This is a genomic window from Lentisphaerota bacterium (assembly GCA_016873675.1).
Classification (GTDB): domain Bacteria; phylum Verrucomicrobiota; class Kiritimatiellia; order RFP12; family JAAYNR01; genus VGWG01.
Genome location: VGWG01000025.1, coordinates 1 through 14,876 on the forward strand (window position 1 = coordinate 1; position 14,876 = coordinate 14,876).

General features: G+C 63.4%; 10 protein-coding genes. All 10 read left to right on the top strand.

The annotated features are described in order from the left end of the window. Nucleotides 1-1,492, top strand: a 1,492-nt coding sequence (locus FJ222_05030) for a hypothetical protein (protein MBM4163785.1), incomplete at its 5' end; no start/stop codon positions are given. After that, entirely contained in the window at nucleotides 1,489-2,895 is a 1,407-nt protein-coding gene (locus tag FJ222_05035; protein ID MBM4163786.1) for a YihY/virulence factor BrkB family protein, read from the top strand. The genes FJ222_05030 and FJ222_05035, both read left to right, overlap by 4 nt. Nucleotides 2,896-2,908: 13 nt before the next feature. Next, the gene (locus FJ222_05040; protein MBM4163787.1) at nucleotides 2,909-4,105 is read left to right on the top strand and encodes an AI-2E family transporter; all 1,197 of its coding nucleotides are present in this window, start codon (nucleotides 2,909-2,911) and stop codon (nucleotides 4,103-4,105) included. Then, nucleotides 4,102-7,494 (top strand): MFS transporter, encoded by a 3,393-nt coding sequence (locus FJ222_05045; GenBank protein ID MBM4163788.1) that lies wholly within the window; start codon nucleotides 4,102-4,104, stop codon nucleotides 7,492-7,494. The genes FJ222_05040 and FJ222_05045 overlap by 4 nt, the downstream gene beginning before the upstream one ends. Nucleotides 7,495-7,720: 226 nt before the next feature. Further along, nucleotides 7,721-7,963 carry a sodium pump decarboxylase subunit gamma gene (locus tag FJ222_05050; GenBank protein ID MBM4163789.1) on the top strand — a complete coding sequence of 81 codons (243 nt, stop codon included), beginning with the start codon at nucleotides 7,721-7,723 and terminating at the stop codon, nucleotides 7,961-7,963. 141 nt (nucleotides 7,964-8,104) lie between these two features. After that, nucleotides 8,105-9,916 (top strand): biotin attachment protein, encoded by a 1,812-nt coding sequence (locus tag FJ222_05055; GenBank protein ID MBM4163790.1) that lies wholly within the window; start codon nucleotides 8,105-8,107, stop codon nucleotides 9,914-9,916. 82 nt (nucleotides 9,917-9,998) lie between these two features. Beyond that, entirely contained in the window at nucleotides 9,999-11,390 is a 1,392-nt protein-coding gene (locus tag FJ222_05060; protein MBM4163791.1) for a sodium ion-translocating decarboxylase subunit beta, read from the top strand. 38 nt (nucleotides 11,391-11,428) lie between these two features. Continuing rightward, nucleotides 11,429-12,526 carry a hypothetical protein gene (locus FJ222_05065; GenBank protein ID MBM4163792.1) on the top strand — a complete coding sequence of 366 codons (1,098 nt, stop codon included), beginning with the start codon at nucleotides 11,429-11,431 and terminating at the stop codon, nucleotides 12,524-12,526. Next, nucleotides 12,523-13,884: an ATP-dependent 6-phosphofructokinase gene (locus FJ222_05070; protein ID MBM4163793.1), complete on the top strand. Its 1,362-nt coding sequence runs from the start codon at nucleotides 12,523-12,525 to the stop codon at nucleotides 13,882-13,884. Before FJ222_05065 ends, FJ222_05070 begins: the two co-directional genes overlap by 4 nt. Further along, nucleotides 13,881-14,822 carry a GTPase Era gene (locus FJ222_05075; protein ID MBM4163794.1) on the top strand — a complete coding sequence of 314 codons (942 nt, stop codon included), beginning with the start codon at nucleotides 13,881-13,883 and terminating at the stop codon, nucleotides 14,820-14,822. The genes FJ222_05070 and FJ222_05075 overlap by 4 nt, the downstream gene beginning before the upstream one ends. Nucleotides 14,823-14,876: the final 54 nt, after the last annotated feature.

Here is a 14,876-nt window from a genome sequence, read left to right on the forward strand (position 1 = left end):
ATCTTGCGGGCTTCCGCGTCGGGGGGGGGGTTCCATAACGCTGTCCGATCCGGTCAACTTCGTGGTGACGGTGTTCTGGATCGTTGGCGCGGTGAACGCCTTCAACCTGATCGATGGCATGGATGGCCTGGCGTCCGGTCTCGCGATGATCGCCGCCCTCGGTCTGGCCGGTGCGATGTTCCTCAGGAATTTATCGGTGGATGCGGTTCCCTTTCTCGCTCTGGCAGGCGCGGCCCTGGGCTTCTTGCGCTATAATTTCAACCCCGCGACGGTCTTCCTGGGCGACAGCGGATCGATGTTCCTGGGGCTTGCGGTGGGGGCGCTGCCGTTGATGTCAGGCCAGAAGTCCGAGTTGCTGGCCTCGCTCGGTGTGCCGCTGATCGCCATGGGCATTCCGATCTTTGACACGGCCCTGGCGATCTGGCGGCGGACGCTGCGCGCGCTCTTTCCCGCTATCACGGCGGTCGGCACCCACAGGCTTCGCGGCTTGATGCAGGCCGACAAAGAGCATGTTCATCACCGCGTGCTGGCGCATACGATGAGCCAGCGCAGGGCGGCAATCCTGCTTTACGGATTGAACGTGCTGCTGGTCGCGGTCGGACTGTTTGCGATACTGGCGGAGGAGCGGCGCAACGGGGTCTTCATGATGGCGTTTATCGTCGGTGTGTTTCTGGTCGTCAAGCACCTGACTCGTGTCGAGCTGTGGGATACGGGGCGGGTCCTGCTGGCGAAAGCGCCCCGTTCGATTTCCGCCCGGATTTCCGTGCCGCTCTATATTCTGACGGATGTCCTGATCATGGGTGGAAGCTTTGTGATCAGCCATTGGATCGTTGGGAAGGACGTCGGCACGCATATGCTGGCGGTTGACATGCCGGGTCTGATCGGGATGATCTTCATCTTGCTGGCGACCACGGGCGCGTATCGGCGGGTTTGGTCGCGCGCGCTGTTGCGTGATTTTATGACGTTTGCCGTGACGTTTGTTTCGGGTCTGGCGCTGATGTACGCGGTTTCGATTTTTTGGGAGGCTTACGACCGCATCCGCCTGTCCGTGTCATTGCTGTTTCTGATTATGAGCCTGCCCGCGATGGTTCTGATCCGGCTTTACCGGGAAGTTCTGCGCGAGACGGTTTCCTCGATCGAACGGGTGATTGCGTTGGTCCAGCCAACGGCCACGCGTGCCCTGGTCTGCGGCGGCGGGGAGCGGTTACGGATGTTTCTGCGCGAGAAACGGACACAGCAGATCGCGAATCAGAATCTGGTCGTTGTCGGCGTGCTGGATGACGATCCCAACCTGCAGGGCCGACAGGTTTACGGCATCCGCGTGCTGGGACTGATTGATGACCTGGTGGATTGTGTGCAGACGCATCGTGTCTCGCGGATCATCATCACCATGCACATCGACGACATCCGGCGCGGCCAGATTGCGGCCTTGGCGCGCGAGGCGGGCGTTCCGCTGTATGAGTGGGTGCTCGACATGAGGGCCATCACATGAGCCCCCTGCACATCCGGCGCCGGATCTCGGGCGCTGAGCGGTTTCTTTCTCGTGACATCTGGGACGTCGTGCCTGCCACGCTGCCCGTTTCTCGGCGGGTGGCGTTTCAGGCGTTGCGATTCATATTCGCCGTCGGCCGCGGCTTCCGCCAGAATCAGAGCGAGTTGCACGCCTCTGCGCTCACCTATTACACGCTGATGGCGGTGATCCCGGTGCTGGCGCTGGCCCTGGCGCTGGGCCGGGTCTTCGGCGGCGCCGAGATGATAAGAAAGCAGTTTGCGGACTATCTCGGCGCGTTCTTGCGCCAGATGGCGGCGCAGTCCGGAACAGCCGATGAGGCTGCCCGATCGGCCGCGCTGGCGTTCGCCGGGCAATTGGAGGTCAAGGCCATCGAGCTTTTTGATCAAATTAATACCATCAGTTTCGGCACGCTGGGTGGAGTCGGCGCGGTCGCGCTGATCTGGATGGTCATCGGCCTGCTCGGGCGGGTCGAGGTGAGCTTCAATCTGATCTGGGGAGTTCCTGTCCCGCGCACATTATGGCGAAAATTTACCGACTATCTGAGCGTGGTGCTGATCCTGCCGTTCCTGGTCACCGCCGCATCCACAGTGCCCGTGCTCGACCTGCTGGCGCGCGGGGCCGACACGGTGGGCGGGGCCGCCGTGGCTGACACCGTGCGTACGGTGGTCGGTTCGCCCATGCTGAAGCAGGCGCTCGTGCTCGGCATGGGCACGATCACGTTCAGTTTTCTCCTCATCTTTATGCCCAACATGCGGATCCGGCTCGCGCCGGGTGTCGCGGGTGGTTTCCTGACGGCGATGCTGTTTGGCGTCTGGCTGGTCGTGTGCGCCCGTCTCCAGATTGGGATCGCCAAATACAGCGCGCTCTACGGCGGATTCGCTTTGCTGCCGATCCTGCTGATGTGGGTCTATACCAGTTGGCAGATTATCCTGCTGGGCGCGGAGGTCACCTTTGCGCTACAGAACGGCGCGACCTGCCGCATGGAGTCGGCGGCCGGCCGCGCGAGCCCGTACACCCGGTTTCTGCTCGCCGCGGCATTTTGCGCCGAGGCGGCGCGCGGGGTCCGGGAGCAGGGTCAGCCGTTTGACGCGGAAGCCTTCTCGCTGAATCGGCGGGTCTCGTCGCGGCTCAGTCAGGACGTGCTTGAGGACCTGACACGCGCCGGGGTGCTGGCCCGGATCGAAGGGCACAACGGCCTCTACCTGCCGTGCCGGGATTTCTCGGTCATGACCGTCTCCGAGGTGGCCAAGACTGTCTTGTCGGATGGAACCCAGCCGAACGAGTTGGGGTTGCAACGGATGGACGAACCGATTCTGAAGCTGGGCCCCAAGCTCCTGGAGGCGCTGGACGGCGCGCTTGCCGTTCCTGTGGCCGATTTGTGACAGGAGGAACATCGTGATGACACCCACTAGCGAAGTTCGACGGGATGCGAACGGCACGCACACGGCGGCGGATCAGGCGGTTGACCGCTTTCTTTCCGACCGACAGAAGGCGCTCATCGGCACGGGGCTGACGGTGCTTGCAGTCTCCTGCAGCATCGGGTTTGCGACCGTGCTGGCGGTCTTTGGCGGTCGTGTGCTCGCGTCGCTCCAGGGGGTTCTGGCGCCCATTCTGGTGGCTGCGGTTCTGGCGATGTTTTGCAAGCCCTATTATGATTGGTTGCATCGCGTGTTGCGCCGCTCGCATGTGCTGGCCATGGTTGTCTTCTTTGTGTCCACGCTGCTGCCGATCGGACTGCTCGCCTGGACGGCCGGCGCGCTGATCGTCGGACAGGGGATCGAGCTGTTGCGCAACCTGCCGGAAATCGTCGAGCACACGCAGGAGTCGGTGGTCAGCCGGATACCCGCTTTGGGCGAGGTTCTGTCACGGTATGGACTTTCCGAATGGTTAAACGACCAGATCCTGACTCTGGCGCAGGCGGTGAAGCACGCCTGTGAAGCACGCCTCAACGGAGGCGGGGCCATCCAAGCGGGCGCAAGCGTGTTAAGCCTGCTCGGCGGTTTGCTGAACTGGATGGTGCTGCCCGTCTATCTCGGCTTTTTCCTGATGCGGCGGCCGGTGTCGGGCACGGATGTCGAGTCGTTCCTGCCCTTTCTCAAGCCGAACACCCGAACGAACGTCGTCTACCTGATCGACCAGTTTCTGATCATCCTGACCGCCTTTTTCCGAAGTCAGGTGCTGGTCGCTCTGATTCAGGGCGTTCTGTTCGGAATCGGCTTCTGGTGCGTCGGCCTGAGCTACGGGCTGTTCATTGGCCTGGCGCTCGGCGCGCTCAATGTTATCCCATACATGGGTAATCTGGTGGGTCTCCTGGTCGCCCTGCCGATGGCTCTGGCCGAGGGCGGGGTGGGGGAGCTGGGGTTGGTGGTGGTGGTCTTTCTGGCGGTTCAGACACTCGACAGCTACGTCATCACGCCCAAGGTCATGGGGCGTCGCACCGGGCTTCACCCGGTCGGGATCATTTTCTCGCTGTTGCTCTGGACGTCGATTCTGGGGGGGTTCTTCGGCTTGATGCTCGGCGTTCCCCTGAGTGCTTTCGTCGTTGTGCTCTGGCGTTTGCTGAAGAGCGAATACATTAAGGAGATCGTGTGACCGGAGCGCCTCAGATCCCAGGAATCCGCTCGGCGAATTTCGTCGGTTTCAACATCGCGTTGCTTCTGGGCGCGCTCAACGACAATTTTTTCAAATTCCTCCTGGTTTTTTACATCAGTCGCCTGAACGGTATTCCGGCCGATCCTGCGGTGATTGCCGTCGCGGGCGTTGTCTTTGTCGTTCCGTTCCTGGCGCTGACGCCCCTCGCGGGCCTGATGGCGGACCGCTTCAGCAAAAGCCGCCTGCTGCAGGTCATCAAGGCCGCCGAAATCTTCATCATGCTGTCCGGATGGATCGCCTTCCGCATGCAGAGCCCGACAGGCCTCTACGCGACGCTGGCGCTGATGGCCGCGCAGAGCGCCCTCTTCGGGCCGGCCAAGTACAGCATCCTGCCCGAGCTGGTCCGGCCGCCCGAGCTCTCGCGTGGAAACGCCGTGGTTGCGGTGTGCACCTACCTGGCGATCATCGCCGCCTCGGGCCTGGCGCCGGGGGTCGTTGACCTTTGCCGCGGCGACTACGTCCACGCGCAGGGCGTGGCCCTCGCTCTCGCCGTGATCGGCTTTATTGCTTCGCTTCTGGTCGGCCGTACGCCGGCCGCCGGGACGGCGCGCCGGGGCTCCTGGTTTGTGGTTGACGATGTCTGGCGCACGCTGCGGGATTTGCGCGCGCGGGATTACCTCATCGGCGCCATCCTGGGATCGGCCTTCTTCAGCCTCGTGGGCGCGTTTGTTCAGGGGAACATTCTCTCCTACGGCGTGCGGCACATGGGCCTGAGCCAGGAGAGCAGCGCCTATCTGTTCCTGGTCGCCGCCGCCGGCATCAGCGCGGGGAGCTGGCTGGCCGGGCGGCTGTCGGGCCGGCTGATCGAGTTCGGCATCGTGCCCATCGGCCTGCTGGTCATGGCCTTCGGCGCGTTGGTGTTCGGGCTGGCGCCGCACGGCATCGCGCCCGTCGCCACGCTGCTGGTGCTCACCGGCGTGGGCGGCGGGCTGTTCCTGATTCCGCTCGACGCCTTTATCCAGCGCGACGCGCCGGCCGACCGCCGCGCAGAGGCCGTGGCGGCTGCGTCGTTCATCGGATGGCTCGGCGTGCTGGCCGCGCAGGGCATCATCGCCGGCAACCAGGCGATCGGGCTGACGCCGGCCCAGGGCTTTGCCGTCCTGGGCGCCCTGACGCTCGTGGCCGGCGTGCTGGCGGTGCGTGTGCTGCCAGACTTCCTCACCCGTTTCGTCGTGCTGGTCTTCACGCGCCTGCTCTGCCGGGTGCAGGTGTCCGGGCTTGCCCATGTGCCTGAAAGCGGCGGTGCGTTGATCGTGAGCAACCACGCATCCTATCTGGACGCGGCTCTGCTGATTGCCACGCAGCAGCGCCGGCTGCGGTTTGTCGTGTGGCGCGGGATCTACGAGCGGTGGCGCCTGCTGCGGCCGGTTTTTCGCATTCTCAACTGCATCCCGATTTCCGGCGATGACCCGCCGCGCCAACTCGCCGCCGCCATCCAGGCCGCCCGCCGGGCGGTGCAGGATGGCTACTTGGTGGTGATCTTCCCCGAGGGCGAGCTGACCCGTACGGGTCACATCCGAGCCTTCCGACGCGGCTTCGAAAAGGTCGTCAAGGGCACGGGCGCGCCGATCATCCCGGTCTATCTCGGCGGAGCGTGGGGATCGCTGGGCAGTTACTACCGGGGCAGCGGCATGCGGCGCTTGCCGCGCCTCGGCCGCTATCCGTTCTCGGTGATCTTCGGCCGGCCGATCCCGACCGACACGCCGCACGACCAGGTGCAACAGGCCGTTGCCGAGCTGTCGTGCGAGTACTTTGCGGAGCGCCGGCTGCGTCGCCGACCGCTGGGCGAAGAGGCCCTGCGGGCCCTGCGGCAACGCGCCTGGCGGCCGCTGCTGGCCGACACGATGGGCCGCTCCCTGACCGGCTGGACGGCCGCCGCAGGCGCCTGCCTGTGCGCCGCGCGCCTGCGGCGCCTGGGTCCGCCGGGCACCCCGGTCGGCATCCTGCTACCGCCTTCCGTGGCTGGGGCGCTGGTGAACGTCGGCACCCAGGTCGCCGGTTTGGTTCCCGTGAATCTCAACCCCACCGCATCGGCCGAGGCGCTGCGTTCGGCGATCACGCAGAGCGGTCTGCGCGTCGTCGTCACGTCGCCCGCGCTGCTGGCCCGCCTGGGCGTGCCCGATCTGCCCGCCGATCAGCTCGACGTCGCTGCGATCATGCAGGCCTCCCGGATGTGCCGCGGGTGCGCGGCGTTGGCTGGTCTCGTGCTCCCCGTGCGTCTGGTTGTGCGCCGTCCTGCGCGTTTTGGCGGGGACTCACCGGCGGCCATCCTCTTCTCCTCAGGATCCACCGGCACGCCCAAGGGCATCGTGCTCAGCCATCACAACCTGTTTTCCAACGTGGAGTCACTGCGCATGGTTTTTGAGACGCGCGATAATGACCGCCTGCTGGCCGCGCTGCCGTTCTTCCACTCCTTCGGGTTCATGGCCAGCATCTGGCATCCGGTGCTCAGCGGTGTGCCGGTGACATACCACGCCAATCCGCTCGACGCCGCCGGCATCGGCAAAGCATGCCGGGAGCACGCCTGCTCGCTGCTGTTCTCGACGCCGACGTTTCTGGCGCTTTACACGCGCAAGATCGATCCCGCCGATTTCCGTCATCTGCGCTTTGTGGCGACCGGTGCCGAGCGGTTGCGCCCTGCCATTTCCGATGCGTTCGAGACGCGCTTCGGCATCGCGCCGCGCGAGGGATACGGCGCCACCGAGCTTTCGCCCGTGGCGGCCTTCAGTGTGCCGGATGTGTCGGCCGGCGGCGCGCATCAGTCCGGCTCGAAGCCGGGTTCCGTCGGACTGCCCGTGCCCGGCGTGGTGATGAAGGTGGTGGACCCGGAAACCGGCTGCAGCCTGCCGCCCGGCACGCCCGGTTTGCTGCTGGTAAAGGGTCCCAACGTCATGATCGGCTACCTGAATCGCGACGACCTGACGGCCGCCGCCATTGTCGACGGGTGGTACCGCACGGGTGACATCGCCTCCATTGACGAGGAGGGCTTTGTGCGCATCACCGACCGGTTGGCGCGTTTCAGCAAGCTGGGCGGCGAGATGGTGCCGCACGGCGCGATCGAGGAGATTGTGCAGCAGGCCACGGGTCGGACCGAGCCTGTCGTGGCCGTGACGGCCGCGCCGGACGACCGCCGCGGCGAACGTTTGGTCCTGTTCTACACGCGCGCCACCGTCTCCGTGGAGGTGATCCATGCGGCCATCGCGGCCGCCCCCCTTCCCAACCTGTGGAAACCCGACCCGGACGCCTGCGTGCCCATCGACGCCATGCCGCTTCTCCCAACCGGAAAACTGGATCTTTCCCGTCTGCGGGAACTGGCCCGGGCCGTGTGACCGAATGGTGCGCACCGCGCCGTTTGAGGTGCAGGGGACTGACGATGTGAGCGACTTGATCATCAAGCAGATGGAGAAGAAAACGTCCGAGGTTCTCGGCTTTCCAGACGTGAGAAAGCAATAACTGTCGATTCGCCGCTTTTGGGCAAAATAATTTGCATGGACTTTTTAGCCATCTTTATATAAACTGCCGTCTTCAATTTTTTCAGGTTGGAAAGGGATTGCTATGACCCCCGCATTATTATTGCGTGAAGGCTTCATTCTCCTCGCGGTTGGAATGCTGATCGTCTACGCTTTCTTGCTGGTCATGATCGGCGTGATGTCGCTGTCCAAATTCTTTGAGCGCTTTTCCTATCTGCTGCCGGATGCCGAGCAGGCCGCACCCAACAAGCCGAGGCCCGCCGCCGCTCCCGCAACCGACGAAGCATTCAAGATAGCCATCGCCATCGCGACTGCCCGTCGGCGCTGATTTCAGCCTCCCCCCTCGTTCTTCCACCGTTTCCTTTCCCCCTTCATTCTCCAGCCTTTTTCCACCCTTCGAATCTTTCCCGCATTCCCGACCTAACCCGCAAGAGGAGTTCCACCCGTGGCCAAAAAACAAGTCCGATTCATGTGCACCGCCTTTCGTGACGGCTTCCAATCCGTTTACGGCGCCCGCGTCCTGACCGAAGACTTCATGCCCGCCGTCCATGCGGCACGCGAGGCCGGCATTTCGTATTTTGAAGCGGGCGGTGGCGCGATGTTTCAGTCGCCCTATTTCTATAGCAACGAAGATGCCTTCCACATGATGGACCGTTTCCGCGAGGTTGCCGGTCCCCAGGCGAACCTGCAAACGCTCGCCCGTGGCGTGAACCTCGTATGCCTCGATTCGGCATCGTCCGAGGTGATCGCGCTGCATGCCAAACTCTTCAAGAAGCACGGCATCACCACGATCCGCAACTTCGATGCCCTCAACGACGTCAACAACCTCGTGTATTCGGGCCAGTGCATCCATGATGCGGGGCTCAAGCACCAGATCGCCGTCACGATGATGGCCCTGCCGCCCGGGTGCACCGGCGCTCATGATCCCGATTTCTACGAGAAGACGCTGCGCGAGATTCTGAAGGTCGGCATCCCGTTTGATTCGGTCTGCTTCAAGGACGCCTCGGGCACGTCGACCCCGGCCGTCGTTTTTGAGACGGTCCGGCGCGCGCGTAAGCTCCTCCCTGCGGGAACGCAGATCCACTACCATACCCACGAGACCGCCGGGTGCGCCGTCCTCGCCTATAAGGCCGCCCTCGACGCAGGCGCTGATTTGATCGACCTGTCGCTCGCCCCGGTCTCCGGCGGCACCTGCCAGCCCGACGTGATCGTCATGTGGCACGCGCTGCGCGGCACCGAGTACGATCTGGGCGTCGATATCGACAAGGTGCGCGAGGCCGAGGCGGTCTTCCGCGACTGTATGAAGGACTACTTCCTTCCGCCAGAGGCGCTGGCGGTCGAGCCTCTGATTCCGTGGTCGCCCATGCCGGGCGGCGCGCTCACGGCCAACACCCAGATGCTGCGCGACAACAATCTCATGAGCCGCTATGGCGAAATGATCGCGGCCATGTCCGAGGTCGTCCGCCGCGGCGGGTTCGGCACTTCGGTCACCCCGGTCTCGCAGTTCTACTTCCAGCAGGCGTTCAACAACGTGCTGCACGGGCCGTGGAAAAAGATCGCCCCGGGCTATGGCAAGATGGTGCTTGGCTATTTCGGCAAGACGCCGGTCCCGCCGGACCCCGAGATCGTGAAGATCTCTGCCGAGCAGCTCAATCTCCAGCCGACCACCAAGACCGTCTTGGAGATTAACGATGCCGACCCCAAGAAGTCACTCCCCACGTTTAGAAAGATGCTCACCGACAAGGGGCTGCCTCTGACCGACGAGAACGTCTTCATTGCCGCCGCCTGTCAGGAGAAGGGCATCCTCTTTCTGGAGGGCAAGGCCACCGTCGGCGTCCGCAAGAACGCGTCGGCACAGGGCACAGCAAAAGCGGACGCACCCAAATCGGACGCCTGTACGGTCACGGTTGATGGTGCGGCCTATGCGATCACGTTCGCGGGCGATCAGGCGGTCGTCAATGGCAAGGCCTATGCGTTCTCAATCAAAGAAGGCATAGCCGAGACTCCGCCCGCCGCCAAGCCGGCCGCCGCCGCCAAGCCTCCGGCCCCGGCCGAGACTGCCGCCGCCGCTGTGCATATCGTCGCTCCGGTCCCTGGCGTCATCCTGCGCATCATCGTCCAGCCGGGTCATTTGATCAAAGAGGGCGAAGAGATTTTGATCATGGAGGCGATGAAGATGGAGATTCCCATCAAGGCGCCCTCTTCTGGAACCGTGGCCTCCATCGACGTCAACCACGCACAAAAGGTCAACACGGGCGACCTCATGGCGCGCCTCTCGTGAGGCGCGTGCGACACCCAACACTCCCTTTGACTGCCTACCTATGAAAACGTTCATCTTCGCTCTCATCACAGCCTCCGCGCTGATGCTTCAGCCGTCCGTGCGCGCCGAGCCGTCTGCCCCTGATGCGGCTCCCAGCGCGGCTCAGACCCAACGGGAGAAACCCTCTCTGGTCAGCCGCCTGAAAACCATCTGGATGGAAACCGGTATTTACGGTTTTACCGTGACGGAGCCGCGCTATGCCGCTGATCCTGTTGTTGTTGACAGTGAAACCTACCACAAAGAGGTTGAATTGTCGCATAAACCTGGCGTCTTTCCCTACGGCGTTGGCCAGGCGGTCATGGTCGCGGTCTGCCTTGTTCTCATCTATCTGGCCATCATCAAGGGGTTCGAACCGCTCCTGCTGCTGCCGATCGGCTTTGGCGGCCTGCTGGCCAACATCCCCAACGCCGGCATCACCGCCGCGCCGGTGATGAAGATGGTTGTGGACGCCGCCACGGGCGTCTGCACGCCGGTCATGCTCGAACCGGGCGGTTTCCTCTACTACATCTTCGACATGGGCGTCAGCACGGGCGTGTTCCCGCTGCTGATCTTCATGGGCGTGGGCGCAATGACCGACTTCGGTCCGCTGATCGCCAATCCCAAGACCGCCCTTCTGGGCGGCGCGGCCCAGTTCGGCATCTTCTGCGCCCTGCTCGGCGCGCTGGTCTTGAACGACTATGTTCCGGGTCTCTATTTCTCGATCAAGGACGCCGCCTCGATCGGGATCATCGGCGGCGCCGACGGCCCGACCGCCATCTGGCTGACCACCAAGCTGTCACCCGACCTGCTGGGAGCGATCGCCGTGGCCGCCTATTCCTACATGGCTCTGGTGCCGATCATCCAGCCGCCGATCATGAAACTGTGCACCACGGAGGCTGACCGCAAGATCGTGATGAAGCAACTGCGGCCGGTCAAGAGGATCGAGAAGGTCGTTTTTCCGCTGATCGTGACGCTGTTGTGCGCGCTGTTGCTGCCCTCAGCCTCCCCGCTGGTGGGCGCCCTGATGCTCGGCAACCTCGCCCGCGAGTGCGGCGTGGTCGAGCGCCTTTCCGACACCATGGCCAACAGCCTGATCAATATCGTCACGATCCTGCTCGGCCTCGCGGTCGGATCGAAGCTGGCCTCGGATAAATTTCTGACCCCTGAAACGCTGGGGATCATCGTGCTGGGCCTGTTCGCCTTCGCGATCGGAACCGCCACAGGCGTGCTGATGGCCAAGCTGATGAATGTCTTTCTGAAGGAGAAGATCAACCCGCTCATCGGCTCCGCCGGCGTCTCGGCCGTGCCGATGGCCGCCCGTGTGTCGAATAAGGTCGGACTCGAGTCCGACTCGTCCAACTTCCTGCTCATGCATGCCATGGGCCCCAACGTCTCGGGCGTTATCGGCTCGGCCGTCGCCGCAGGCGTCCTTTACCGCCTCTGCAGCGTCCTGTAGGCGGCCGCTGAATCGCGGCGGACCTGGTGTGTGGACGCATGAGGCGCAGCCGGGGCACGGTGGGACAGCTTATGCGCATACTGCTTATTGGCGCGGTGGCGATCACTCTGGCGGGGACGCAGGCCTTCGCCCGCGTGACCAACCTCGTGATCGCCTCTTGGAACGTCGAGAACCTGTTCGACGCCGCAGACGACCCCGACAATCCGGGCGATGATGAATTCACGCCGCGCGGCAAGATGTACTGGACTGCGGCGCGCTATGCGCAGAAGCTGACCAATCTGGCGGAGGTGGTCGCGGCGATGAGGCCCGACATTCTCTGCCTGGTGGAGGTTGAAAACCGCCGTGTGCTGGAGGATCTCTCCCGCGTGACCGCGACGGCGTTTGGATGGAATCTCCCGGTCATCATCCACCGCGAGGGAGGCGACAAGCGTGGCATCGACGTGGCCATCCTCTCCCGCCACGAGCCAGGCAACATCGTCTGGACCGCCCCCGTCACCGGCATGCGCGACCAACTTGCCGCGACGTTTGACTTTGAAGGCCGCGCACTGACCGTTTTTTGTAATCATTGGAAATCATGGTCGGGAAATCCCGACACCAATGTGGCGATTCGCACGCAGGAGGCCCGCCATCAGGCGCAACAGGTGCGGACCCTCCTGACCCTCCGGACAGACGCCGCCGTCCTCGCAACCGGCGACTTCAACGACCCTGTCGAGAGCGATATCCTACTCCATGCGGCGGGTTTCGTCCCCTGGCCGCCTGGTCCAAGTCATCCGACGAACGCTGTGCTGCACAACCTCTCGGGCCTGCTGCCGCCTGATGGCCGAGGCACGTATTACTACAGCCGGAACCGGGTGTGGAACTCTTTTGACTCCATGGCGGTCAGCCCCGGCATGCTCCCGGGCTCGGATTCGCCCGCCGCCTGGCAGGCGGTGACCAACACCTACGCGATTTTTGTCTCCGGCCCGCAAACCAACGCAGCGGGCCGGCCGCTCTCCTATTGGCGAGCGCGGGCCGCCTACACAAGCGGGCGGCAGCGGATCGGCTACTCCGATCACTTCCCGGTGCGAGTCGAGCTGTTTTCGCCGCTGCAGAAATCAACCGTGCCCCGTGATGAAAACGAACAGGTGCTTCCATGAGCCTATTTAACTGCGTCATGCAGGATCCCGCATCCTATTGCCTGGATGTCGAAACCTTGGGTGAGTGCCAAATCGACTCGCCGGCGCGTCTGCGCCAATTCATCACCAGCGGGTCCCGCGCCGTGATGGCCTATGAGGTCGAGCTGCTCAAGAACGCCATGAGCAAGCTCGACGGTGCCCTGCCGTCGTTCGAGATGGCGGGCCCGCACCGCAAGATCTACCATGACCCCGCTTGGAGCCGCGCGGCGATCCTCACGGCGGGCGGACTGTGTCCGGGGTTGAACCATGTGATCAAAGGGCTGGTCGAAATTTTATCATTCGATTACGGCATCAAGCTGATTTACGGTATCCGCTACGGGTTCTGCGGCCTCATTCCGCGCTTTGCCCATGCGCCGATCATGCTCAATACCGATGTGGTCGACACCATTCACGAAGTCGGCGGCACGATCCTGGGCTCCTCGCGCGGTCAGCAGGACACCCGCGAAATCGTTGACACCCTGACGCGCATGAACATCAATCTCCTCTTCTGCATCGGCGGCGACGGCACGCTGCGCGCGGCCCGGGATGTCGCTGACGAATGCCGCAAACGCCGACTGGCCGTGAGCGTGGTGGGCATACCCAAGACGATTGACAACGATCTCAACTTCGTCGGCCGCAGCTTCGGCTTCGAAACCGCCGTCGCCGAAACCTCTCCCATCCTCAGCTCGGCCCATACCGAGGCCAAGGGCACCCACTACGGCATCGGTCTGGTCAAGCTCATGGGCCGCGATTCGGGGTTCATCGCCGCCTATGCCACGGTTGCCAACCCGATCATTAACTATTGTTTGATCCCAGAGATGGATTTTGAGATTGAAGGGCCCTGCGGGCTCCTCGCGGCCATCGATCGCCGATTCAATTCGGGAAAGGATCACGCCGTGATCGTCGTCGCCGAAGGCGCCGGGCAACGGCTGATCAGCGGCGAGGCTGAGCGGCGCGATGCCTCGGGCAACCTGCCGAAAAAGGACATCGGTGAATACCTCAAGCTCGCGCTGGAGGCTCATTTCAAGGGGACGGGACGGAATGTTTCGGTCAAATATTTCGATCCGAGTTATTCGATCCGCAGCGTGCCGGCCAAGGGGACGGATGCGATCCGCTGCTACCTCCTGGCGCGCAACGCGGTCCACGCCGCGATGGCCGGGCGCACTAACTGTGTGATCTCCAATATTTCGGGGAACGCCTACACGCTTGTGCCGACACAACTCGTCTGCACCGAACGGCAGCAGGTGGATCTGAACAGCGATCTCTGGAAAGCGGTTCTTGACGCCACGGGGCAGTTCACGTCCTTCAACCCCGGCACGACCGACAGGCAGGTGCCATGAATCCGTGCAGGACGCACCCAACCCCGAAGCCGCTATGCGCGGTGGTGGGCGTCGTGGGACGCACCAATTCCGGAAAATCGACGCTCGTCAACCGGCTGGTCGGCGAGAAGGTCTCCATTGTCAGCCCCGTCGTGCAGACTACGCGCAACACGATTCGCGGCATCCTCTCCGAACCCCGCGGCCAACTGGTCTTTCTTGATACGCCGGGGTTGCACAAGGCCGAGGGGCACCTCGGCACGCTGATGAACCGGATGGCCCGGCAGGCGGCGTCGACGGTTGACATTGTGCTGCTGGTGATTGACGGTTCGCATCAGCCGCAGATTGAGGACGACGGCTGGCTGCGACGGCTGGCGCATACCGAACAGCCGTGCGTGTTCCTCCTCAATAAGTCCGACCGAGAACCGCTCTACACCGCCGAATACCAGACGCTGTGGGCGACGATCCTTCAGGAAAAGGGCGTGACGAAAGAGGTCCTCTGGATGAGCGCGTCAGCGTCGGGCGGCGCGGGCGTCGCGGCGGTCGCCGACACCCTCTTCACCCTGGCCGCCCCGGCGGATGAACTCCTGTTCCCGGATGATGTGGTTTCCGATTATCCCCGCAAACTGGCAATCGCCGATGTCATCCGCGAGAAGCTTTTTGCCAAGCTCATGGATGAGTTGCCGCACGAAATCGCCGTGCGCGTGGACGAGATCGTCGAGGAGGGGACCGACTGGCACATCACCGCCACCATTCTGGTCAACCGCTACTCACAGAAGGGGATCGTCATCGGCGACAAAGGGCGGACGATCCGCACCGTCAAACGCGGCGCCGAACCCGAGATCAGCGACATGTTCGGAATCCACGCCCATCTGGAGCTGTGGGTCAAGGAAGAGAAGAACTGGATGAAGAACTTCTTCCTCCTCCGCCAGCTCGGATATATCGGCGATCATATCCCGTGAGCTGTTGAGGCGCCTCCCCAACCTCCTGAGTCGGTTCTGCATGCGTTTTTTGGG

Coding starts and splice junctions, on each gene's coding strand:
- FJ222_05065 (MBM4163792.1), top strand. CDS start 11,429: ATGAGGCGCAGCCGGGGCACGGTGGGACAGCTTATGCGCATACTGCTT.
- FJ222_05050 (MBM4163789.1), top strand. CDS start 7,721: ATGACCCCCGCATTATTATTGCGTGAAGGCTTCATTCTCCTCGCGGTT.
- FJ222_05075 (MBM4163794.1), top strand. CDS start 13,881: ATGAATCCGTGCAGGACGCACCCAACCCCGAAGCCGCTATGCGCGGTG.
- FJ222_05060 (MBM4163791.1), top strand. CDS start 9,999: ATGCTTCAGCCGTCCGTGCGCGCCGAGCCGTCTGCCCCTGATGCGGCT.
- FJ222_05070 (MBM4163793.1), top strand. CDS start 12,523: ATGAGCCTATTTAACTGCGTCATGCAGGATCCCGCATCCTATTGCCTG.
- FJ222_05035 (MBM4163786.1), top strand. CDS start 1,489: ATGAGCCCCCTGCACATCCGGCGCCGGATCTCGGGCGCTGAGCGGTTT.
- FJ222_05055 (MBM4163790.1), top strand. CDS start 8,105: ATGTGCACCGCCTTTCGTGACGGCTTCCAATCCGTTTACGGCGCCCGC.